The sequence below is a fragment of the Desulfitobacterium hafniense DCB-2 genome (assembly GCF_000021925.1).
GTDB lineage: Bacteria > Bacillota > Desulfitobacteriia > Desulfitobacteriales > Desulfitobacteriaceae > Desulfitobacterium > Desulfitobacterium hafniense.
The window spans coordinates 338,569-362,627 of the sequence record NC_011830.1 but is presented as its reverse complement, the minus strand read 5'-3'; the positions used below and the strand labels follow the sequence as shown (position 1 = coordinate 362,627).

Sequence of the window (24,059 nt, the reverse complement as noted above, 5' to 3'; positions counted from 1 at the left end):
GGAAAAAAATATGGCTATTGTCGATAAGCCTTTGACTTCAACCTTAGTGTTGAAATATCAAGATGGGTTGACACCTGCCGGTGATCCTCAAATTAAGCAAAAAAGCTTAAACTATGTGAGACCCGGTGTTGATCATGCGGTCCTCCATGAGATTGCTGTGGCATTATTCAGTCTCACAGAGCATCCGCTCATTGCTGTGATCCTGCGGGATAGCACGGAGTTAGTGGAAGAACCGGAGGACTAATACCCTCCCAATCCTGACTGGGGGCTGTGTCTGAATTTCCACCCAGCCCCCTCTAAGCACTTAAAACCGCAGATTTTTAACTATGGCCATACCTTGCTCATAGCCAGCCCCTAAAAGTGAAATGAACAAAAAAATCCCTCCCAACATAGATAAACACCCGTTTATCCAGTAGTGAGGGATTTGAAAATAAGCTTAAAAAGCTAATTGAAGCTCTGAACATTTCACATTCCTTCGAAAACCAAACCCAAATCAACGACCAGCTCCGGAAAAACGGTGACCCGAACCTTAGATTCCTCTGTGTAAACTTCGGGGCTGCCAAAACGTCCGTTTTCCTGCAAGGTAAATGATGAGAAGATCCGGCTGGACTACAAAGGTTGTCTCTTCATCCTTTTGGTTGCCTTCCGGAAGCCTTAAGTCAAAAGGTACCGCAAACACTTGACCCTACTCTTCTCTCTCGCCGTCATCATCGCGTCTGCCACCTCGTCTGTGGGGAAATACGCCCCCATAAAAGCCGTGGAAATCACCCCTGTGTCCGCCAAAGTTGCGGCCATGGTGATGATGGCACTGCCTGAGTCTCTCCATCATCTGCTTGCGCAAATCCCCGTCGCCATCGGTGAACTGTTCCTCAAGCCGTTCCGTGATGCGCTTGAGATAGTCGCTGAGATTGGCCAATTCCTCATTATTTAAAACATCAAACAATTTTTCCAATTCCGGCGGCATATCGCCCATCTCGCCGGCTACGGCGGCGCCTTTTTCAGTCAGCTTGATGTTGACACTGCGCCGGTCTTCTTCCGATGTTTCGCGGGTGATGAACTCATTTTTCTCCAGCTTATTTAAAAGTTCCGCCAGCCCCTGCTTGCTCATATCCAGCAAGTAGGTCAATTCTTTTTGACTGATTTCAGGCTTTAGCTTCAAGAGGGCAAGAACCCTTCCCTGTCCTCTTTGCGGATTACCCCAAGGCCCGAAATTCATAAAGCTCTGTGCCTGATAGCGATGCAGCAACCCTTGCAAACGCATGAACCGTCCTAAGATCTCTTTTTTTGTTTCACCCATGTGATGCACCCCCGTTTTTAATTTTATTTCGAGTTACTATAGTCAAGTACCTGACTATAGTTTAGCAACAATCACCTCATACGTCAAGTACTTGACTAAATATTTTTTCGCCAAATAAAAAAAGCCCCTCAATAAGGCTCTCTGTAAATATGGTCATGATCGCCTATGTCTCTTAATAGGCACACGGTATTACCTTCAGCATCTACTTCAAAAGTAAAGCTAAACGTAAAACGATACTCCATATTTAAGCTGGCGGACCAAATCCCATTCGTACCTTTTAGCATATGAGTACGAAATGAAGGGTGCCGCCAGTTCTCTTTAAATTGATGAATTTTATCTTCGAATAAAAGCTGTATATCCTTAGGCAACTTAGAATAGGAGCGTTTAAAACGTGAAGTAAACTTAATCTTCATTATTTAGAGCCTCCAGCAAGTCTTTAACATTATCGAACGCGGGAGAGACTCTACCGGCTTTAATATCTTCCTCCGCTTCACGCTCACCAGCTTGCCACCGCTCTGTCCAGAACCATTCTTGCTCCTTAGGAATTAAAGTTTTCGGCTCTAAGATAATCTTGCCGTTATCAACGATTATTTCAAATAGTTCACCTTCATCGGCCAGGTGCAAGGCAAGACGAACCTCCTTGGGAATAGTAAGAATAGCTTTCTTCTTCATTTGAACAACACCATAAGAATGTCTTTTTGCCAAAGTTCGCATAAGCTCTCCTCTTTTCCGAAAATCAGAATTTCCTGTTATAAATTATATGCAATTAAGAATGGAATTACAAGTTATCCTTCTCACGGTACAAGAAAAAGCGCCTCCTCCATCGTAAGCGCTTTAAGTCATCGTTTCATTCCTCTCTACCCTTTGCCCTCTTATCCAAATTGCTCCAAAACCTCTTCGATTTTTTCGGTGAACTCCTTATCCCTGATATACATAAGGTTTGATTTTATATGATAGAGCAGAGACTTCAAGGCCGCCTCCGCCAACATATAGGCTTGGGCAGAATCCGTAATATAGCTGTCGCCAATATGGTGGTGCTGCATTTTGATCAACTGCATCATTGCCCAGATGTCTTCCGCCAGCTTAATAGGTACGATTACAGCTTTCTTATAGCTTTCCTGGATTTTTTCATCCCTTATTTTACGATTCTCGGCACTATCCGCTGCCAGCTTATAAGCACTTAACACTTCTGAAAATACTTTGGCATCCTCATCAATAGCATCGGTAAATTTCACCCTGTAACTATGGAATACTTCTGCCATCCCTTTCAGTTCTTTAGCCAGTGCCCCATCCTCCATTTTATCAGCCGTCAATCTGGAGGCCATTTCCGCCAGCGCCGCAGCGGATGCGGCATTTAACGCGGCAACGCTTCCCCCTGCAGGTGTAGACGGCAGCGACGCAACTTTTTCCAAAAAAACATGTATGGTTTCGTCAAAAAGAATACTCTCACCCCATCTCTAGTTTAAATTCACCACTTCATAGCTCTATGGTATTTTTTCCAACTCTGGTTTCCCTACACCTGGATTGCTCACGAAAATTTTTCCAGTCCTTAAGCTGAACCAAACGAGGCGGTACGACTGTCTGATGACGCAAAAACCCGGTCCCATTCGGAACCGGGTTCAAATAATTTGCCGTAATCTATTTATGACGAGGGATTTCCTCCACATCCTTATTCTCGTTTCTGACGAAATCTCCATTATAGGGGAATCTGGCGACCTTGACGCGGATATTCATCTGCCGGGTCCCTGGAGTACCCCAAATCAGAGTCAGTTCTGTACCCCCTTTGGCATAGGCCGGATCAATGAAACCCAGAGAAATCATGCTGTTGTAGTGATAAGAAACGATTCGGCCGGAGCTGATGCCGATATCTTTACCGTTGTAGAGAACACGGTCGGCACGATAAGCCATCTCGCCTCTGAAAGTATTGCTTGTGAACACCCCTTCCGATTCAGCCCCTATGCTTTCGCAGGCTTCTTCGCCGGGCTTGAACTGGGTTGCAAATACCGCGCCTACGTCATCACCATTCCATTCCAGGGTTACAGCAGTACGGGGAGGGTTCTTGGCAATCTCCTCCAGGGCTTTACGGCCTCTGAACTCATGGTTGAATTTGACCAGGAACCCCCAGCCCACATCATAAGGAGTCACAAAACGGGCTTGCAGTTCCTCACCCACGCTTCCTACCAACTTGCGATTGAGATTATACATAGAATATTGAGGATTGGCCAGCATATACTTGGCCATATCCTCCCCTGATTCAAACCAGGGAAGAGGATAATGAAGATGGATATTGGGGAACCCGGCTTCCGTATGATTAAACAGGTTATAGGCATGCATTCCTAACTTCCGGGCGCCAAACTTCTGACCGCTGTTCCAGACTTTACGGTATACTTCGTCGAACTCAGCCATGGGGCCATGGATTTCATAGGCAAGGTTTCCCGACATGCCGAGACGGATAATTTCCACTTCTTTTCCGTCCATGCTCGCCTTGCGGTGGGTGGCAAACTTGATATCATGGAGATCCGCTGCAAAAGCATCCTCCAGAATTTCCAAAGATCTTTCACCGGCAATCTGGATGAAGTATTCAGTGCCGCTCAGATCTTCACCGGCCACATTCATCCCACTGGTTTTCAGAAAATAATCAATCGGGGGATTCAGCCAATAGGTACGGTATCTGTCTTCACCAATCCGAATCACAACCCCATCCGTTAAAACCTGGCCTTGATCATTGCAGATGACCGCATGCCTTAATCCTTTAGTGGTCAAATTGGTAAAGTCATTCACACAGATCGAGTTTAAGAACTTAACCGCATCCGGTCCAACCACGTCGTAAATCGGACTGATCATCAGTGTTGTGCCAATCCAGGCACTCTTTCTGTAACCATCGATTTCATATTCGACGCCTCCAAATTCGTAAGGTACAAGAAGGCCGGGCGCCATCTGGAACAGCAAGGTCGCTGTTTCCAGGGCCGGGCTGAACTGATGATAAATGGCGGGGCTCTCATTGCCGGTAACCACTTGAAATTGTGCTCTTTGGTTGTCTGAACTCATGTTAAGTACCCCCTTTTTCACACTTCATTGTTTTTTAGCGTTTTCTGCTTATCTCTAACTATAGATAGCAACAAGGCTCCAAACAATGTGCCGGCGGTACTAAAACAAGGATTGCAATTTGTCCTCCCGGTACAATCCCCCATCAGTCAGGAGCTTTCTCTTCCAATCCATTCAGATATTCCAGGATCAGACAGGATAAGATCCCCTGCAGGCGGATCAGCGGCGAATTTAAATCCAGGCCGCTGATCTGCTCAATTTTGCCTAGACGGTAAACCAGCGTATTGCGATGGATATGCAGCTCCTGAGAAGCCGCAAGCAGGCTTTTTTCCTGCAGCAGGTAAACCTTCAGGGTTTGCAGCAAGCTGCTGTTATTCTGCTGATCATGCTCGGCGATCCGCAGCACCGAATCGTGGCATAAGGAGCGTAGATTAAAAATACGGCTGCCTTCACTGAAGAGATGTTCCAGCATCATATCCTCATAGAAGTAAAGAGCTTCCTTAGGATATTTCCAACTGCCGATTTCCAGGGCTGCATTGGCAAGCTTGTATTCCTCACCCAGCATGTCAAAATCATGAAAGGTTTTGCTGACGCCGCAAGCGGCGTTTTCATTTTTAAGATGTTTTTTCAGTTCAGCAAAACGACGTTTGTCTGCTTCCGTATCCCTGGCGCAGCGGATAACCAGGATCAGCACCTCATTCAGATCCAGAGAGACATAGTGGGGGAAAATGCTTTCATAGATTTTTCTGTTATGACCGGCGGTGCCGTCCGCCAGTTCCGCGGCAGTCAAGGGGATTTTCAGAAGCCGGTAATCCTCTTGGTCGGTCCAGCCGATGTGGGCAAAATTAGTTTTCAGGATAGCCCCATCAATTTTTTGGCCATGGAGCAGATTGCTGATATTGCTGCGAATCGCAAACAGGTAACGGGAGGATGCCTTGTGCTGTTTCCTGACCTCTGCGGTCAGCAGCTTTGCCACATGGTCGACAAGACCTGCCTGCAGGGGACTCAGGGGTGTGTACGCCTCGCTGACGGTAAAGGTGGCAATCCTCACTTCCTGATCAAAATAGTTGGCGCAGATGATCTTGGAATAGTTTTCGCCTACATTGACAAATTCCGCTTTTCGGGAGGTATTGAGGAGGTTGGTCAGCTTTTTTCGCTTCATAAGCAAGAGCAGTTCTGAACTTGATCGTCCCGATTCTATAGTCTCTTGCCAGGCCCGATCTGTCTCCGGGTGGGCAAAATTATCGCAGGTTGCGACTAAACATAGCGCGGCATCGGTGATAAAGGTCGGATTAGCAAAGAATTTTGCACAGATATTCAGCAAAACATTCAAGGGCTCTTTGCATAAAACGGCCTCCAGCAATTCAGATTCCAAACGGTTGTAATGCTGGAAAATATCCTGAAGCCTTTCAAAGACCTCATTCAATTCAACTTCGGAGTCCAGAATCAGGGCCTTCACCCCATGCTTCTCCAGCCACCGGTCTGTGGTTTCATCCCTGCCGATACATACAACATAGGAAGGAGGCCTTATCAGCGCTTGCAACTTATCCCACGCACCAATGTACACAGACTCAGACAGAAATGTTTCCTGCCTGTCTATAAATCGTACATCCCCGATCCCTAACCCGTGAACCTCTGAATCATAAAGCCTTGGGGCATAATCAGCTAAATGATAAGCAAATACCGCTAAATTAAGCTTCATAGTTCACCGCCCTTCTTCATCACAACAGCTCAGTTGCTTTGCTGTTGAGCCTTAACGCAATAAACCAAGTGGGGCATATCCACGCCCCGGTAGTGCTTAACCATCTCATCGATGCAGGTCATGCCATTCCGTTTGGCCACATTTTGGGAAGGAGTATTGCTGTCACGGATGATTGAATAAACTTCCTGGGCCTTAAGTTCGTTAAAAGCGTATTTTTTACAGGCGATAGCCGCCTCAGTGGCATAGCCGTAGTGCCAGCTCTCCTTCTGGAACAGATAACCCACTTCCAGAACTTGACCACCCTTATACCCCTGCATCGTCAAGCCGCACTGGCCGACCATTTCTCCGCTTTCCTTCAAAACAACTGCCCAGAGACCAAACCCGTCTTTACGGCAACGCTCGATCTGCCTGTCCAACCATACTTGAGCCTCAATCAGGCTGAAGGCTCCCTCATAAGCATACATCACTTCATCATCCTGAAGAATCTTGCAAAGCGCCGGGAAATCCTCCTGGGTCATTTCCCTTAAAATCAATCTTGCCGTTTCTAAAATCATAGGGCGTTTAACCTTTTCTTTTTTTAATTTAAATTTAGTTGTTCTTTAATGCAAATCGACAAACGTTAACTATACGTCATCCTAATTATACTCCCAATATACATGGAAGTTAGTAGAAGTTAGTAAAGGAAGTCATTGATTTTCTAAAAATCCTGCCCTGACAGTATTCGATAAAACGTTAGGTTCAGGAAAGATTTTCGATGACTTTATCAAGCACGCGGATACAAGTTTCTATTTCTTGAAGGGCAATGCCCTCGGTAACTTCTCTGTTTGTTTTTTTACCCATGGACATGAGCGTCTCTCTCATATCTCTGCCGTTTTCCGTTAGGAAGATCAAGTTGGTACGACGGTCGCTGGGGTGTCGGGTGCGGAACACCAGATTAAACTTTTCCATCGTGTTAACAATTCGGGAAACACTGGGCTCATCTTTCCCAGTGGACTCGGCTAAGCTGGTCTGAGTCTGCCCATCTTCTTGGTAAAGATAAAGAAGGATCTTCCATTGTTCCGCATTGATCTTAATATCACTCTCGCGAAAGTTTCTTACCAACTTATGAGTAATCAGGCGGGCAGACTTATTAAGCTTATGTCCAAGAGAACCACTGGTATATTCATAAAAAGACGTCATACGTCTCAACCTCACTTTCTACCATCATAGAGGCAATTACCAATTTATTGAGTATACTCAATCGTGGCGGCGACAATCATAGAATTGGGCCTCGAAGATTTCTTAATTGCACCAATGGCCCGATGCTTCTGTTTCCTTTGTTTTCTTTGATGCAGAGAGCAGTCAGTGGCCCATCTGCCTTGTTCCTGATCAACAAGCTAGGCAAAAAGAACGCAGGTTTGATCGCTTGCTAAAAAGGTTTTTTATCCTGGCATGCAAGCTAAAAGAGCTTCTATAAGAATACCCGTCAGGGCCTTGTGAACCATGACGGGTATTCTTACTCTATATCCAAGCAATAAGCATGTCTTAGACTACGTCATTTTAGATGCGCCACTCAGCTGTTGGATCAATGCCACCATATTTCTTCCCAGCTGTCTGGATGTTGCCTGGACTAATTCATCATCTGCCCCACTGCGCCGCCAGACCGCCTTATCTTCCTTGAATCCCGACATCATAGCTCCCACCACACCAATGGTAAAAATCCCGGTATTAGGATTGCGGGCATCCACGATATGCAGCCCATGAGCCTGCAAAAAACCTTCCATGATCTTTAACGTGGCTTCTTGCCCGCCATGAAGTAGACCGGCGTTTGTCACTGCGGCTCCTGCCTTTCCGGCCAGTAAATTTCTCGTTATATGCAAATAGCGGCTGCGGTCCATAAAGTTTTTCATTAAAGCAGTAACATTGCTCCAATAAACCGGTGAGCCAAGCAAAATGCCATCTGCTTCTAATAGCTTATGCTCCACCATAGCCATATCATCACCGGCAACGGAACAGCGGGATTGCTTGAGGCAGACGTTGCAGGCGATGCAGAGCTTTATATCCAAATCAGCTAACTCCAGCAGTTCTGTAGAGCAGCCCAGTCTCTCCGTTTCCTCCAGCACTAACTTAAGCAGTGCTGCCGTGTTTTTTCCCTTACGGTGGCTGCCGTTTATCCCCAATATTTTCATTCCTGACCTCCTTACCTCTCCTCAGGGAGGCTATAGGGAAACTGCCATCTTCCCCAATTCTCTCTTGTCGATCTTTCCGTTGCTGAGTTTAGGCAGCTGCTCTACTAGAAGGACCCGATCCGGCACCTTGTACTTGGCTATCTTCCCTTTGGCATATTCGCGCAAAAGGGCGGCTGTCTGTTGGGAGTGGCTTTTTAATTGGATAAAAGCAACCGTTTGTTCTCCCAAATCCTGATGGGGGAGGCCTATGACACATGCTTCCATGACCTCAGGATGGTTATAATAGACTTCTTCTATCTCCCGGGGATAGATATTATATCCTCCGCGGATGATAACCTCCTTCTTTCTGCCCACGATTGTGATATAGCCGCGTTCATCTATCCTGGCCAGGTCTCCGGTGTGCAGCCAGCCCTCCGCATCCAATACTTTCCGGGTTTGAGCAGGCAGCTGATAATATCCCTTCATTGCGCCATATCCTTTGCAGCAAAGTTCCCCCACTTCTCCCGGTTCTGCCGTCCTCCCGCTCTCGTGAACGGCCCTCACCTGTATCCCCTCATAAGGCTTCCCCACCGTCTTCAATCTATCTTCTATAGTATCACTTAAGGTTGTCATTGAAACCCCTACAAATTCGGTAAGTCCATAGGCAACCATAAGGTTAAACTTAAATATGTCCGTGATTTTCTTCAGCACCTCTTCGCTGCAGATTGCACCTGCTGCAACGCCTGTTCTCAAGGACTGGAGGTTGACTTCATGTCCTTTATAGTCTTCCAGCTCCCGAATAAACATGGTGGGCACGCCATGGTGGACGGTGATCTGTTCCTGTTCAATGAGCTTCAGGGCTTCCTTGGCCCTAAACCTTTCCATGATCACGATTTTGGCGCCAACATACAAGGGCACCACCATTCCTGTCACAATGCCAAACAAGTGTGTGCAGGGGAGGGGTACCAGGAATACATCCCTATGGGAACTCTCTAAACGTATGCCGATGCTTATGGCCGTTTGCATGATACTCCTGTCGGTTAGTTCCACACCTTTGGGAGCACCTGTTGTCCCGGAAGTAAAGATAATGGTGCACATAACCTCGTCTTGCCTTTTTCCCGGGAGCTTTTGCTCTCGGTTTTTTTCCCCTAAGGCCAATAATTCCGAATACCCCATTGCTTTTTTATCTTCAAAACGCACCGCAATTATTTTACAGCATCCAGCCTCTGCTTCCAGCCACCTCAGTTGATCATGGCCGGAAACAAATGCCAGTTTAGGCTGAATCATTTGACAGCGTTGACTGATTTCCTTTGCTGTTAAAGAAACTCCGCAGGGAACCAGGACCGCCTCCATTTTGGCCAATGCAAAAAATAGAACAATAAATTCATGCCAGTTAGGCAGAATGGCCAGTACCTTATCCCCTGCCTGAATGTTTAAACAAGCTAGAGCCTTTGCCAGCTGTCCGGCCTCTCTTTTCAGCTCCCCATAGCTCATGCGCCTCAGTCCATCATAGACTGCCTCTTTGTCCGGTGTTTTCCCGCCCCAGTAATCCAACAGACCCTCGAAGGTTTGCCTCATATCCATTGTCCTTATCTCCTTCGCCAAGGGATTACCCGAATCTGAATTCTATCCCCAGCGTTCCCTGGGGAAGCTCCCATTTTTCTATAATGGTCTTGCCGCACAACACCCGACAAGTTCCGCATTCTAAGCATCCCGCATAGTCAAATTGGGGATTTCCTTTTTCGTCGATCTTATATAACCCTGCCGGGCAGGCGATCACCAGTTTCTGATATTCCTTCATGTCCAGGTTGTCTTCTTTTAAAACGATATGGGCATTTTCTTCATCCACATGAAATTTATTGATGCCCAGTTTGTGATCGACGTTGACGTTATTCTTGATGATCATAGGGAACGCACTCCTTTCCAGCAGTCCTTGGCAATGTTCAGCAGTCCGATTTCCCTGATATTTTTCATCATCATTTTCATAAGGGGTTGGGGTGGATTGTCGGTCACCACAAATAGGTCTTTCATGATATCTGCCGCCAGCCTGGGATAGCCATCAAAAATCCTGGGGGTTTCCTCAAGGAAATGAGGAAAATTCCTGTATTGTTTCAGATCCTTCATGACGAAGCTTTCATCCAAGAAAAGCTGATAGCACTGAAGAGAACTCTCACTGAAATCCTGGGCTTCTTTGGCTTTCAGCACTGCTTTGGCCGCACATTCCGCAGAACCCACCGCAAAGTCCATCCCCCGCACAGCGTAGCCTAAGTTAATACAGAATCCGGCCGCATCTCCCACAACAAGGACACCATGGCCAATGATCTTGGGCACCATGGTCAGTCCCCCTTCGGGAACCAGGTGGCCGGAATACTCCACCATCTTGCCGCCTTTGATTAACGGTTCGATGGAGGGATGGGCTTTAAAATCCTCCAGCATTTGCGGAAGGGTTTTGTTGGCTTTGATCAACTCGCTTAAAGTACTGACCACCCCTAGTGAAATGCTTTCTTTGTTAGTATAAATGAATCCCCCGCCAACTTTCCCTGCCGAAGGGGTCCCGGCAAACAGCCAAGAGGTTCCCTCCCCTTTTTTGCAGTTGAAGCGGTCTTCAATGGTCTGTGCCGGTAATTCAATGATTTCTTTGGCCCCTACGGCAACCTGGTTAGGCTGCAGCTCATCTCGGAAACCTAATTTCTGAGCCAGCAGAGAGTTTACCCCATCGGCTAAAATCGTCACATTGGCTTCCAGTTCATCCTCACCGGCAATGATTCCGCAGACCTTTCCTTCTCTAAGGATCAAATCATCGACACGGATACCGGGGATGATCTGAACCCCCGCCTCTTCCGCTTTAGTGGCCAGCCACTGGTCAAAAACGCCTCTTAAGACGGAATAGGAATCACGGCCTTGTTCTCCCAGTTTGGTGGAACTGAAATCAAGGGTGACATTGCTTTCTTCTGTCATCAGGCTGATTTTTTCACGGGTAATTTTACGTTCTACCGGCGCTTCCTGGGCAAAGTTGGGCATGATCTTTTCCAGGCTATGGCTGTAAATGCGTCCGCCGGTTACATTCTTGCTGCCGGAGTAATTCCCCCGCTCGACCAGCATGACTTCCAGACCTTCCTTGGCCAGCAGATATGCGGTCACAGTACCGGCTATCCCGCCACCGACCACAATGGCATCAAATCGATCATCAGACATTTCTATAACTCCTCCTCTGGTGTAGGAACGAAGGGGAAATATCTTATATTTCCCCCTCGTCCCAGGCAGCTTTTCTTTACTTTAACTGCTCGATCAAAGCTGGGACGACCTTGTATAAATCTCCGACAATCCCATAGTCAGCCTGGGCAAAAATTGCTGCATTCTTATCCTTATTGATGGCTATCACGACCTTGGATCTGTTCATACCTACCGTATGCTGGACCTGCCCGGAGATACCGACGGCTACATAGACCTCAGGGGCAAGCATTAAGCCGGATACACCGATATAGGTTTCCTTAGGCAACCACTTTTCCGCTTCGGCAATGGGACGGGAGCACCCTACTTCGGAATGGATAACGGCTGCCAGCTCCCTGATCATGCCCAGATCCTCTTCTTTGGCAATTCCTCGTCCTACTCCGATGACCCGTTTCGCACTGGCCAGATCCACGCTGGATTTTTCCTTTTTCGCCCTGCTCACCACTTGGATTCTATGGCTCGGTTGAACAAAGGGGAAGACTTCCTGCTCTCCTTTTCCGCCTTCATCGGCTCCTGACAACACTCCGGGTCCCACCATGACAATGGCCAGACTGGTAGCGGCTTTTTCTTTGCGTATGGCTGCCCCCCCATATACCAGATGCTTGCCTACGCCGTCTTCCGTAAGGTCGATCAAATCCGTCATGACACTGGTGCCTGCCATGGCGGCAAGTCTGCCCGCCATGAGCTTGCATCTTTTGGTAGGCTCAACCAGCAGCAATTGGGGCTGTTCTTGATGCAAAAGGGCGGCAACCGTCTCCGTATAGTCCTCGAACATAGCCCCTTCTTGTGCTGGAATGGACCAGATTTTGTCTGCGACTGCACTATCCTTATCGTTACCGATGACGATGACTTCCACCTGTTCCCCATAGGGACGGGCACCTGCAGTCAGTTCCAAGCGGGCCTTGCGGCTCTCTGCCAATACAAATACTTTCATTTCTTTTTCCACCTGCCCCTACTTCAATATTTCCCGTATTTTAGCAACGAACTCTTTAATACTTTCATCGGAATCCCCTTGGACAATATCCTGCTTGCGATCGGTTTGTTCCGGTGCCTTGGTCTCGATGACTTCAATGGTCCCCTTGACAGCCCCGACACCTGCATCCCCTGCTTTCCAGATGGTGGCCTGCTTTTTGCCGGCGGCCAGAATCTGCTTCATGCTGGGAATCCTCGGCAGGTTGATATCTGAGGTTACAGACACGACTGCCGGTAAGGCAATTTCCAGGTTTTCAACTTCGTTTTCCAACGTGCGTTCGACGATGGCTTTATCACCTTCTAAGGTAAGCTTGCTGACGCTATTGATGGTGGGCAGGTTGAGAAGCTGTCCCAGTTGGGGACCCACTTGCTGGGCGTAGAGATCGGCGGAGCCTTCACCACAAAGGATCAGACCATAGTCCCCAATTTTTGCGATCAGCCCTTTTAAGGCATTGGCGGTCTGATAGGTATCCAGATTGTCCAATTGATCATCGGCGATCATGAAGATGCTTTCCGGCCCCCGGGACAGAACATTCTTCTTTAATTTGGAATCATCGATCTTGGCTGCACCTACACTGACGCCGATCAGGCTGGCACCATGGGCTTCTGCCAGCTGGATACCGGCTTCAATACAATTCAAGTCGTAAGCGCTGATCGCCAGGGGAGCCTTTTCAAAAGATATCTCCCGGTTGGGTTTTATGGTGATATCCTGTTCTTCAGGCACCACTTTAAAGCATGCAATAATGTTCATATTTACACCTCAATGTCTATTCTCGTTATGGCCTTCGGGAGATTATTTCGCGTATTTCTTGACGATTTCTCTGCCGGCAATGTGAACCATAATTTCATTGGTACCGCCTGCGAATTCCCAGCCTCTGGCATCCTGCCAAGCTCTGGAAACCCGGGTTTCCGTGGTATAGCCCAGTCCCCCGAAGATTTGCATTGCTTCATAGCATACTTCCGTTGCCGTCATGCAAATATAACGCTTGGCTAAAGCGGAGTCCAGCTTAATTGAAATACCGTTGTCGGCTTTCCAGGCCGCTTCATAGAGCATATTGCGCATGTTTTTTATTTTGATTTCCATGTCCGTCAATTTTTGTTGAATCAGCTGGAAGCTGCCGATGGTTTTGCCAAACTGCATTCTTTGCCCGGCATAGGCGGCGGCATCATCCATAGCGGCTTGGGCTAAACCTAAAGAGAAGGAGGAAATCAACAGCCGTTCTACTTCAAGGTTTTTCATCAGCTGCATAAACCCTTCCCCTTTTTTGCCCACTAAGCAGCTTTCATCGCAAACTACATTATCCAGATACATTTCAGCGAAGACAGTGGTTGTCTGGCCAATTTTATGCAGGGGTGCGAATTTAATGCCAGGGGTATCGCTGGGGACAAGATACATGGAGATCGCCTTATTGGTTAAGTCGGAATTGTCTTCTTTGGCAAATACCAGGGCGTAAGGTGCCACTCCTCCATGGGTAATCCAGGTTTTGCTGCCATTGAGAATCACTTTTCCATCTTTATGAACGGCGGTAGTCGTCATTCTCATATTGTCCGATCCTGCCTGAGGTTCAGAAATAGCCAGCAGGAAAGCCGGGCTGCCGGTTTCTTTGGTAATATCCATGGTCAGTTTGATTTGCTCCGGAGTCCCGAACTCGACCACGTCATACATATTCAAGATATTAGACAAGAGGGGAATCGTCGCGCAGGTTTGATGAACCACTTCTTCTGACACCAGCATGAGGGTGGTGACATCGGCCGGTGTGCCCCCATGTTCTTCGGGAATGCCCAGAAAACCAAAGCCTGCTTCGATGAAGGCTTTATTGAATTTCTCGGATACGGCATGGTTTTCATACCAGGTTTTCACATCGGCTTCCGTAACTTCTCTGGCGATCAATTCACACAGGCTCTCCAGCAAGAGCTCTTGTTCTTCACTCATTCTAAAATCCATTTCACTCTCTCCTTTTGTTTCACATGACTATCATTCAGCAAAATTAACCTTAAGGTTACTCTCACTATAAATGGCTCCTTGATGATCGGATTATCTTAGCTGTGTTCTCCCAATTTGGGGTAAGGTGCGGCAAAGTCCAAGAAAGATTTCCCTTGCCTGTAGTGGGTAGCCACATAGTCCATCCCCCATTTATGCTCAATAAAGTTTCTTTCTTTGACGAATTGCTGTTCCTTAAGTTCACTGACTGCCAGGACAGGAGCCAGGCAGCAGTCCACTTGCCGAGAGAACTCCGCCCATTCTTTGAAGGTTTTGCTCTTAAAGACCTTTACCATTTCCTGATAATAGGGATTACCGGCTTCGGGTGCGGTTCCTTGCCAAGGGAGCAGCTCCATTCTGTCCACTCCCTGGCAGAAGTTCTTCCAGAATTTCTCTTCCAGGGCACCCAGAGTCATATAGCGTCCGTCTTTGGTCTCATAGATAGAGTAGGCAATACCGTGATCATTGATCCCGTGTTCTTCTCCGGTAACGGAGTAGTGAGATACATGAATGCCTAATAAGGCCATCATTGATTCTGTGATCGAAACATCCAGATACACGCCCTTGCCTGTTCTTTCCCGCTGCACCAGACCAGCCAGTATTTCTTCACTGGACACTACGCCGCCAAGCAGGTCGGCTAAAGCCAGCTTGGGCTTGATCGGTCTGCCCTCTTCATCTGTCAGCTGGGCCAGCACACCGCTGTAAGCCATATAGTTTAAGTCATGGCCTCCCAGTGATGAAATAGAGGTATTCTGACCAAAGCCTGATAAAGATAAATAGACGAGAGAAGGATTGATCCTGAGCATAGTTTCATAATCGATTCCCAGTCTTTTCGCCACGCCGGGGCGGAAGCTTTCAATCACAACATCCGCATCAGCTATTAATTCGGCAACCTTTTGGTAGTCTTCTTTCTGTTTCAGGTCAAGAACAACGCTCTTCTTCCCACGGCTTTGGGAGCGGAAAACACATCCCTCTTCTCCATTAATGGTGTCGAACATGGTTCTGGCCGGGTCTCCCGCCCTATCCTCGATCTTGATAACCTCTGCTCCCCGTTCCGCTAAGCGCAAAGTTGCAACCGGTCCGGGAAAGTAACGAGTGAAATCGATGATTTTTATTCCTGACAGCAAGATTAATCCTCCTCTCTTAATGATTACTGATTAGCCTTTGCCGCTTGCTCTGCAGTCAAATGAGGAAGCTTCTTGCCTCCGTTCATGACATAGTTGCCGGCGGCTAAGGAGACGGCCATGAGCACAGCGGAAGTGATAAAGACATAAGCATAGCTGTTGGTGGCATCGACGATGAACCCCCATGCTGAAGAACCGATAGTGGAGCTGAAGGACAGGGCCATGGATATATTACTGATGATTTTTCCGTAATCTCTGCTGCCAAACGCTTCCTTAATCACCATGGGGATCACGACGCTATTGACGGCGTTGGCCCAGGCATAGAGGAAAGCCCCTCCCATAATAAACAAAGGGTTGACAGGTCCCAGGAAGTAAAGAATCAGGATCCCGGCGATCGAGCCCACCTGACCGATAAATAATGCTCCCCGTACATTTTTATCGGCAACGGCACCAAGAATGAATTTGCCGATCATATTACCAAACATGCTGGCAGAAGCGGCCGTAGCACCTACGGTCAGAGCAAGCCCCAGAGAAGTGGAATATACGGGAATATAGAAATTTATATTGGTAACAAAAGCATTGCAGAAAGCGAACAAAAGAGCTACATAAAAGACTACGGTTTTAATAACAAACGCCCTGGATACCCCCGTCAGGCCAGCTGTTGTGGCAGCAACGGTTTCCCCTGTATCCCCGTAGGGCTTCAAACCCATATCGCTTGGGTAGTTGCGGATTAAGAAGGCGCAGGGCAGACCGATGACCAGGGTGGTGATGGCATAAATCAAATAGCCTTGCTGCCAGCCGGAATTGGTAATAGTCTGTCCGGCAATCGGGTTGAAGATGATAGCGCCTACACCGGTAAAAGCAGAAGCGATGCCAATAAAGGTACCGGCGCTCTTTTTAAACCAACGGGGAATCATGGTCGGCGCCAAAAGATAAAGAACGAAGGCCTGGCAGAAACCCATCATCCCACCGGCAATGTAGAAGGTGTAGACTGAGGTTGCCTGGGACATGAGGAGGAAGGCTGCCGCATTAATCACCACAATAGCCATCAGAATTTTACGGGCACTGTATTTGGAATACCAAGAACCGGCAAAGGTAAGGGTTATGGTACAAACGGCCAATAAGATAGACATATAAAGAGCGAAGGTTCCTTTGCCCACACCCAGGGCACTACTAACCGGACCATAAAATACACCTGCTGCATTAAAGGTCAAAGCTGCGACTGTTCCCAAAATTCCGCAACAAGCTATGGCGATCACGAAGGCATAGTGGAATCCACCGGATTTATTGGGGGTGGCTGTACTCATTGTTATTCTCCCTTCAAAATTAAAATCGAACGTCTTTTGGGGTTAACGATCTTTTTCACTTATTGGTATTGTGATCACCTCTCTTATCTTGCTTCTGAAATGCTTCTGAAATATTTGCCTGGTGCCCCTTTACTATGGATGCTTTTCCCACCTCTCCTTTCCTTTGCTTTGCTCTCTTACCACACCCCTTAACAAATGCAACTTTTATGCCAAGTATTAAAACCGCCCCTAATTGGCCCTTACCTATATGGTTGTGAGGGAAGTGTCAAGAATTGTATCGTTCTGTGTCATGTATAATAGATCACAAACAAACGCCACCCCCCGGCCCGGTTGTCTTCTGACCTGCTCCCCCTTACTTCTGCCTGAAAGCAAGGATGATGCTTCCCTCCCTCGCTGCCTCTGGCAGCTGATGAGGAGCAAGCTCTTCAGGGCGTTTAAGCCGCTTATTGTAGCTATTCTCCGTTGTGAAACAAAATCGTACAGTTTTAGGCAGGCCAGAAAAGGGATTGATCTGGAATGACTGGATAAACACGGCAAAAAGCCAAAGTCCTTAACCGCTGGGACTTTGGCATGGTAATTGCTTATATATAGAGCAGATCGGTCTGTGTTCTGCATAGCCAAACGCTGTGAGAACCCTGTGCAAGCGTTCAGTTCAGACCATGATCAATAATTATTTTAATGGAGGTTATGTCATGAAAAGTTCAGAAATTCCAAAGTTTGGACCCTTATCCGGAGTCAAGGTCATCAGCTGCGGATTGTCTGTTGCCGGCCCTTTTGCCGCTGCTATGATGGCCGACTTTGGTGCAGATGTAATTTTTGTCGAAAGTCCTATCGTAAAAGACCAATTCAGAACCACCGATTCACTGTCCTATCTGAACAAGGATCGCCGTAATCACAGAGCCATCGTCCTGGATGTGGTCAAACCTGAAGGAAAAGAGATCTTCTTAAGCTTACTCAAAGACGCCGATATTTTTATTGAAAACTCCAAGGCCGGTACCTGGGATAAAAGAGGTTTGGGTGACGAAGAGCTTTGGAAAGTTAATCCAAAGCTTGTCATTACTCATATCTCCGGATACGGTCAAACCGGTGAACCCGAATATCTCAGCAGAGGGTCCTATGATTCCATCGGCCAAGCTTTCAGCGGTTTTATGAATATGAACGGCGAACCCGATGGGCTTCCCGCTCCGGCGCCGGCCTATATGGGGGATTATGTTGCCGGCCTGACTGGTTCTTGGGCAACTCTGGCTGCCTATATTAACGCCCAAAAGACCGGCGTAGGTGAAAGCATTGACTGCGCACAATTTGAAGCCTTGCTGATGATCCAAGCCGGGTTCCCCAGCGACTGGATCAACTACAAGATTGAACGGAAACGTTCCGGTGCTTCCAGTCCTACTTTTGCCGGATGTCAACCCTATAAATGCCAAGACGGCTATGTCTATACCTTCTTCCTCAGTACCCTTACTCTGCAAAAAGGATTGCCCCTCCTGGGCCTTGAATTCGGCTCACCGGATTTCCCATCGGATAAATACGCTGTCTTCAAAGGAACCCCCGGGGCTGAGCTGCTGCACCAGCGACTTGAAGAGTTTTGTGCCGTGAGGACCGTTATGGAAGCTGAAAAAGAGCTTAACGCCCATGGCATCGTCTCCAGTGCCATCATAACTTACCAAACGATGTATGATCATCCTCATTATAAAGCCCGGGGCGTATTCCAGGAATACGATGCCTTTGAAGGGGGCAAATTCATTGCCCCGGCCATCGCTCCCCGCTTGAAAAACAATCCTGGCAAAGTGTGGCGGGCAGCGCCCAGTTACGGAAAAGACAATGAAGATGTTCTTGAAGAGCTTGGCTATAGCTCAGAGCAGATCAAGGATTTCTATGCCAAGAATATTCTCAAGCAAGATCCCACTTGTTAATCGATCCTTTCCTGACGTTAAAAGCATCCCAGACCCTGCGGGGCTCCTGGGATGCTTTATTTCAATCACGCCGATTACCTGAGCTTTGCCAGGCTTAGAGCAGGTTATAGCTCTTCAGTTTTCTATATAAGGTACTTCTGGATATTCCTATCTCTTCTGCCACTGCTGATTTGTTGCCATTGAATTTTATCATCAAAGCCAGCATCTTCTTCTTTTCCTCAAACTCATAGACGCTTTCATGGCCCAAGGAGCCTTCCCGATCATCAAACATCTTTTCTTCTTTCTCAAAAAAGTACCTGGGTAAATGCTCAAGCTCCAGAGTTTTGCCCATAGCGTTGTTGATGCCGCACTCAATAGTATTTCTTAATTCCCGTAAATTCCCTTCCCAGGAATGATTAATTAAAAAAGCCATGGTCTCAGGAGCCACTTCTCTGACCTTTTTATCTAAGAATCTATTAAAGTAATCCAGATAATAATCAACAATAATCGGAATGTCCGTAATGCGTTCTCGCAGAGGCGGCAGATGAATATGGAGTACATTGATTCTATAATATAAATCCAAGCGGAAGGAACCATCCTTCACCATCTTATGGAGATTTCTGTTGGTGGCGCAGATTAGCCTGACATCCACAGGTGTTGCAATATTGCTGCCGATCCGGTTGACCCTCCGTTCTTCCAGTACCCTCAGTAAAATTGTCTGGATATGGAGGGGCATTTCCCCAATCTCATCCAAAAATATGGTCCCTGTATTGGCATACTCAAACTTACCCATGGAACCGCCTTTTCTGGCTCCTGTAAAAGCACCTTCCACATAGCCAAACAGCTCACTGGCAATTAACTCTGTAGGGATAGCCGCACAATTAATAGAAACGAAGGGACCCTCCCGTCTGGGGCTGGCCTTGTGGATGGCCTGGGCAAATAACTCTTTACCGGTTCCGCTTTCTCCGGAAAGAATGACATTACTGCTGCTGCAGGCCGCATTCATAGCCCTTTGTTTTGCTTCTTGCAACGCCCCAGACTCTCCGATGATCTGATCAAAGGTATAGTAAGCCTGGTTGGAGATTTTACTCATTCTTTGGCGAAAGGTTTTATTGTCCATTAAGATAATGATCAAGCCGGTAATTTTTTTATCGCTTTCGATAGGCTTTACATCCATTTGCACAAACTGCATATGGGGGGGCAGCTTGGATAATTGAATTTCCTCCGAAGTGATAGTTTTACCCGTTTCCAGACAGGAGAGGATTCTTTGCATCTCGGGCAATACCTCGGTCAATTCTTTATCCTTCAATTCAGCTTTCTCCACATTGACCCATTTGGAGAACTTCTGATTGGCATCCACAATCTTGCCAAAGGAGTCAATGAAAATAACCGCTTCATTTCTTGCCTCAGATAACTGATTAAACAATTCACTTTTCAAATCCGATTCCAGGCTGTTCCTATAGCACCTGATGGTGCTTTCCCGGGCCTTGTTAAAGAGCCGGAAATATGAAAGCAGCCCATCGGTAAATGCTTCCTTGGGTACGATGATAAAGGCATAGGAGTGACCGTAAAAATCTTCCTGATAATAGGTATAAGTGGCATAGGGAGTAAGCAAATCCAAATAATGTTCATGCCCAATGACCCAGGATTCTTCATGGGGTTTATCCACCAATGAAAAAGCAGTGGTTCCTATATACTCTTCTGAGAGACAGGTGCCAATGCCAATATTATGCTGGTTCAACTGCCTGAGGAAATCCTGGTTTCCCCTTTGGGAAAAAACAATAGCGTTTCTTTGGTACACCCAAAACAAGGCCCCCTGACACTCCTGGAGCAACTGATAAAGCAATTTAGTGATATCAGGCAGAATATCGTCTCTCAAAAAAGACATAATCGGATTGGGAAGCTTTTCACCTTCGGAAATAGTCGGCAGGGTTTTGATCACCGTTGTCTTGGCATCAAGCCGGCGCTCTCTGCATTTCTCCCATGAAGCGAGCACTTCCTCCCTTACCCCTGTGGAGGGGCATTTCCCTTCTGCTAAAAAGGTAACCCTGTTTGTCATGACTTCTGTTTCATCATAATTCTTTAACATCAATATTCACATCCTCTCTTTGCTCTCTGTGTCATTTGTGTTGCAAGTGATTAATATCGTTCGCACACTATGGCACATTTTGATACAGATACTGTGAATCCATAAAACCAAAGCCGGACAAGTCTTGATAAAAATAGCACAATATAAATTGGCATGGATGTTGCATCCTATATCGAGAGGTAACAGATAATTGATTACAAGCAAGATTACTTTTGAAGGAGGTTCATGCCCAGTTAATTCTATTAATCCATCCGCAAGGGAGGTGTAAAAAAACAGCCTGGTTAGTTTGGCTTGTTATATGTGACCATATTAACTAATTTATAACCATTATGCAAATGATTTATTATTATTTTAATATCCAACAAAAATCTTATAAAATTTTACAAAAATCTTGAATTTTTAGAGGTGTTCACTATGAATGCAGCATCTAATCGTCTCCATCACGCCTTCCTAATCGTTGTTGCCTGCTGTGCCATGAGCCTGACCTGCTCCATCACTTGGAATACAGCCGGAATATTTTTCGTACCCATTCTGCAAGAGCTTGGGGTCCCCAGAGGTTCTCTGGCTCTATACTTAACGATTGTTTCTTTTTCGGCCATGCTTTTTCTTCCTGCAGCCGGTCAGTTACTGGTTAAGTTTAACGCACGGAAGCTTTTATCTGTTTTTGTTTTAATCAATGCTGTTGCTGTGGGAGCCATGTCTACCTATACCAGTGTTTTTCATTTCTATATCGGGGCAGTTTTTCTTGGCGTCTCACAGGCGTTTTTTCTATATATTGCCACACCGACCATGATCACCCGGTGGTTTAAAGCCCGGACTGGCTTTTTCACCGGCTTATGCATGGCTTTCACCGGGATTGGGGCCATTATCTTTAATCCTATTGGCGGCTATATCATTGCCACTCTGGGCTGGCGCTCCGCTTACTTAGCCTTTGGCCTCTTTATTGGGGTGGTTGTTTTTCCGCTGGTAGCCCTGCTCATCCGTAATGACCCCCGGGACATGGGATTATTGCCTTATGGTGAAAAAAGCTCTGCTGAAGCTTCAGGGAATGGCCCGGAAGGAAAGTACGCCCCAGTGATCACCGGTGTGCCGGTCTCGGTGGCGGTTAAATCTTCCGCTTTTTATGTTCTCCTGCTTTTCTTGGCTTCTGTGGCTCTCTTCACAGACATCAATGTCTATTATCCCTCTATCGTTACCTCACTGGGCCAAGGTGCAGTAGTTGCTTCTACGGTGGGTTCTGCCAGCATGTTCGGTGCCTTGGTAGGAAAGGTGGTCTTAGGGTGGATCAATGATAAGAGTGTCGTTGGCGGGATTCTATTCTCCGGAATCTCCGGAGTGGCCGGCGTGGCGATGATTACATTTATCGGCACCCATAACGCCACTTTTTTCCTGATCGGGGCTTTCCTCTATGGCTTTGGCTTCGCTCAGGCCACAGTTCAATCACCGGTCCTAACCCGGAAAATCTTCGGTGATCGCTATTTTACTCAAGTCTACTCTATCGTAATGATGTTCTATGCCGCAGCTTCGGCTATCGGTCAGTCTCTATACGGATACATCGCGGATTTTAATGGCGGCTCTTACATCATCCCCTTGCTCATGGTCATGGGACTGGCTGCCGCATTCACTATTTTTGGCATCACAGCCTATTCTTTACGAAAGAGCATCGCCTTTGACAACCAATAGATGAGCATTTAGGTCTTCGTGGCATCACAGGATACATAAAGGCATCGTCACTATACAACTCCAAGTATCCTTCTGTTGCCATAAGTTTGCTGTCGAAGGTGATGCGGATATAGTTGGCCGGAACAATAAAAGCATACCATCGGTACTGTACGATGTTTTGGGCCGGTACATCTGCTCACTCATAAAACGGTACAGCTGTTGGGCAAGAGGGAGTTGCATCTTGCCCAAGGATGTATAGTCCCCTGTCGTCAACCCCGATACTTGATCTCTCATGCAATGGACGAAAAAAGAAAATTTAGACAACTGTTACTATTGTAACATACATAGATAAAACCCTTGTGCTAATCTAAATCCAAGAAGTGTACAAGGAGGTAATATCAATGATTGAGCAATATATGGCCTTAGCCATCCAGCCTACCATGCGCGGTGCAGAAAAAAGGGAGGATATCAAACGGAATATTGCCCATATCTCGGATGTCATCGATGCCGCAGTATGGTTAAGCGGAATTGAAATGCCGGTAAGGCTCATTACTATTCCCGAGGGTGCTCTGCAAGGATTTACCGATGAATTATTCGATTGGGATCACCAATACTATGTCGATCATATGGCTATTGATATTCCTGGTGAAGAGACTGAACTCCTTGGCAAAAAGGCCAAGGAATACAATGCCTACCTGATAGCTCAAGCCAAAGTAAAGCACCCTGAGTTTCCCGGCCGCTTCTTTAATTCAGCTTTTTTGATTGATCCGAAAGGCGAAGTCATTCTGCAAAGTTACAAAATGCAGGTTTTCTGTCAGGAGCATTCCACCGTTCCTCATGATGTATGGGATAAATGGATAGAGCTTTATGGCTATAAATTAGATTCTTTCTACTCCGTAGCCGACACGGAAATCGGCAGAATCGGCCTCCTGGTCTGCCAGGAAGGAGATTACCACGAACCGGCCCGGGGACTTGCCATGAATGGTGCGGAAATCATCTATCGATCCAGCGCTCCTGAACCGGCTGTAGCCAATGGCTGGTGGGAACTTCAAAACAGAGCCCGGGCTTTGGATAATACCTGCTATGTGGTAGCACCTAATGTCGCCACCTATTATCCCTCCCAAGCAGCCGAGCTGTCTGTTGACACCTTTGGCGGCCAATCCATGATCGTCAATCACCATGGGGAGGTAATTTCCAACCATAAGTATGGTTCAGGCAGCTCCTATGCCGGAGCGATTATCGATGTTGAATCCCTGAGAGAATACCGCGAACGCTCCCTCTTCGGCAACTGGATGAAAGACCTGCGTACAGAGCAATTCAAACTCATCTACGAAGAGCCCCTCTTTGCCAAGAATCTTTGCCTGGATCGCGCGCCCCTCAAACACAAAGACACCCACGAAATTTACCGTCAGCATGTCAGACAATTAATCGAACGCGGCATTTGGGTTGAATCTGCCCGGTCTAAAAAGTAATCGACGCCGTCACATTATAAAACCAGAAGCCTAAAGGAGGATAGCTTCGGGGCAAATCCCGGAACTCTCCTCCCTTTATATTTTTTCAGAAAATCAACCTTCTGCTTCCTATTATTATTGTACAATATCATTGTAACG

General features: G+C 47.0%; 22 protein-coding genes. 4 read left to right on the top strand and 18 right to left on the bottom strand.

The features are described 5' to 3' along the window. Positions 1–10: 10 nt before the first annotated feature. Positions 11–244 carry a DUF1659 domain-containing protein gene (locus DHAF_RS01705; RefSeq protein WP_005810364.1) on the top strand — a complete coding sequence of 78 codons (234 nt, stop codon included), beginning with the start codon at positions 11–13 and terminating at the stop codon, positions 242–244. A 441-nt stretch (positions 245–685) separates the two neighbouring features. On the opposite strand, the gene DHAF_RS01700 is transcribed toward DHAF_RS01705, so the two are convergent. From DHAF_RS01700 to DHAF_RS01620, 17 genes are all read right to left on the bottom strand, one after another. Then, positions 686–1,297 (bottom strand): MarR family winged helix-turn-helix transcriptional regulator, encoded by a 612-nt coding sequence (locus tag DHAF_RS01700; protein ID WP_015942690.1) that lies wholly within the window; start codon positions 1,295–1,297, stop codon positions 686–688. Positions 1,298–1,425: 128 nt separating this feature from the next. After that, on the bottom strand, positions 1,426–1,710 hold the full coding sequence (locus DHAF_RS01695; protein ID WP_005810370.1) for a type II toxin-antitoxin system RelE/ParE family toxin: 285 nt from the start codon (positions 1,708–1,710) through the stop codon (positions 1,426–1,428). Further along, on the bottom strand, positions 1,700–2,011 hold the full coding sequence (locus DHAF_RS01690; protein ID WP_015942689.1) for an AbrB/MazE/SpoVT family DNA-binding domain-containing protein: 312 nt from the start codon (positions 2,009–2,011) through the stop codon (positions 1,700–1,702). The genes DHAF_RS01695 and DHAF_RS01690 overlap by 11 nt, the downstream gene beginning before the upstream one ends. Positions 2,012–2,169: 158 nt before the next feature. After that, positions 2,170–2,721, bottom strand: coding sequence for a cyclodeaminase/cyclohydrolase family protein (locus DHAF_RS01685; protein ID WP_274532760.1), 552 nt, complete (start codon positions 2,719–2,721; stop codon positions 2,170–2,172). A gap of 214 nt (positions 2,722–2,935) precedes the next feature. Next, on the bottom strand, positions 2,936–4,345 hold the full coding sequence (locus tag DHAF_RS01680) for an aminomethyltransferase family protein (RefSeq protein ID WP_015942688.1): 1,410 nt from the start codon (positions 4,343–4,345) through the stop codon (positions 2,936–2,938). A 142-nt stretch (positions 4,346–4,487) separates the two neighbouring features. Next, on the bottom strand, positions 4,488–6,044 hold the full coding sequence (locus DHAF_RS01675; RefSeq protein ID WP_015942687.1) for a PucR family transcriptional regulator: 1,557 nt from the start codon (positions 6,042–6,044) through the stop codon (positions 4,488–4,490). 29 nt (positions 6,045–6,073) lie between these two features. Then, positions 6,074–6,598 (bottom strand): GNAT family N-acetyltransferase, encoded by a 525-nt coding sequence (locus DHAF_RS01670; RefSeq protein ID WP_015942686.1) that lies wholly within the window; start codon positions 6,596–6,598, stop codon positions 6,074–6,076. A gap of 184 nt (positions 6,599–6,782) precedes the next feature. Then, positions 6,783–7,223: a MarR family winged helix-turn-helix transcriptional regulator gene (locus DHAF_RS01665; protein WP_015942685.1), complete on the bottom strand. Its 441-nt coding sequence runs from the start codon at positions 7,221–7,223 to the stop codon at positions 6,783–6,785. A 350-nt stretch (positions 7,224–7,573) separates the two neighbouring features. Then, positions 7,574–8,212, bottom strand: a complete 639-nt coding sequence (locus DHAF_RS01660) for a flavodoxin family protein (RefSeq protein ID WP_015942684.1) — start codon at positions 8,210–8,212, stop codon at positions 7,574–7,576. A 30-nt stretch (positions 8,213–8,242) separates the two neighbouring features. After that, positions 8,243–9,775 (bottom strand): class I adenylate-forming enzyme family protein, encoded by a 1,533-nt coding sequence (locus tag DHAF_RS01655; RefSeq protein WP_015942683.1) that lies wholly within the window; start codon positions 9,773–9,775, stop codon positions 8,243–8,245. Between the two features lie 25 nt (positions 9,776–9,800). Next, entirely contained in the window at positions 9,801–10,097 is a 297-nt protein-coding gene (locus DHAF_RS01650; protein WP_015942682.1) for a 4Fe-4S dicluster domain-containing protein, read from the bottom strand. Continuing rightward, positions 10,094–11,386, bottom strand: a complete 1,293-nt coding sequence (locus DHAF_RS01645; RefSeq protein WP_015942681.1) for an FAD-dependent oxidoreductase — start codon at positions 11,384–11,386, stop codon at positions 10,094–10,096. The genes DHAF_RS01650 and DHAF_RS01645 overlap by 4 nt, the downstream gene beginning before the upstream one ends. Before the next feature lie 76 nt (positions 11,387–11,462). Continuing rightward, positions 11,463–12,356 (bottom strand): FAD-binding protein, encoded by an 894-nt coding sequence (locus DHAF_RS01640; RefSeq protein WP_015942680.1) that lies wholly within the window; start codon positions 12,354–12,356, stop codon positions 11,463–11,465. 18 nt (positions 12,357–12,374) lie between these two features. Then, positions 12,375–13,145 (bottom strand): electron transfer flavoprotein, encoded by a 771-nt coding sequence (locus DHAF_RS01635; protein ID WP_015942679.1) that lies wholly within the window; start codon positions 13,143–13,145, stop codon positions 12,375–12,377. Positions 13,146–13,187: 42 nt separating this feature from the next. Continuing rightward, positions 13,188–14,339, bottom strand: coding sequence for an acyl-CoA dehydrogenase (locus DHAF_RS01630; RefSeq protein ID WP_015942678.1), 1,152 nt, complete (start codon positions 14,337–14,339; stop codon positions 13,188–13,190). Positions 14,340–14,434: 95 nt separating this feature from the next. Beyond that, positions 14,435–15,502, bottom strand: coding sequence for a CaiB/BaiF CoA transferase family protein (locus tag DHAF_RS01625; RefSeq protein WP_015942677.1), 1,068 nt, complete (start codon positions 15,500–15,502; stop codon positions 14,435–14,437). A 23-nt stretch (positions 15,503–15,525) separates the two neighbouring features. After that, positions 15,526–16,806, bottom strand: coding sequence for an MFS transporter (locus DHAF_RS01620; RefSeq protein ID WP_015942676.1), 1,281 nt, complete (start codon positions 16,804–16,806; stop codon positions 15,526–15,528). A gap of 692 nt (positions 16,807–17,498) precedes the next feature. Here DHAF_RS01620 and DHAF_RS01615 point away from each other — a divergent pair. Next, positions 17,499–18,719, top strand: coding sequence for a CoA transferase (locus tag DHAF_RS01615; RefSeq protein ID WP_015942675.1), 1,221 nt, complete (start codon positions 17,499–17,501; stop codon positions 18,717–18,719). A 94-nt stretch (positions 18,720–18,813) separates the two neighbouring features. Here DHAF_RS01615 and DHAF_RS01610 read toward each other — a convergent pair whose 3' ends face one another. After that, positions 18,814–20,787, bottom strand: a complete 1,974-nt coding sequence (locus tag DHAF_RS01610) for a sigma-54 interaction domain-containing protein (protein ID WP_015942674.1) — start codon at positions 20,785–20,787, stop codon at positions 18,814–18,816. 414 nt (positions 20,788–21,201) lie between these two features. Between DHAF_RS01610 and DHAF_RS01605 the strand changes: the two genes are divergently transcribed. Together DHAF_RS01605 and DHAF_RS01600 are read left to right on the top strand one after the other, a co-directional pair. Then, entirely contained in the window at positions 21,202–22,470 is a 1,269-nt protein-coding gene (locus DHAF_RS01605) for an MFS transporter (protein ID WP_015942673.1), read from the top strand. A gap of 380 nt (positions 22,471–22,850) precedes the next feature. Beyond that, positions 22,851–23,921: a nitrilase-related carbon-nitrogen hydrolase gene (locus tag DHAF_RS01600; protein WP_015942672.1), complete on the top strand. Its 1,071-nt coding sequence runs from the start codon at positions 22,851–22,853 to the stop codon at positions 23,919–23,921. Positions 23,922–24,059 lie beyond the last annotated feature (138 nt).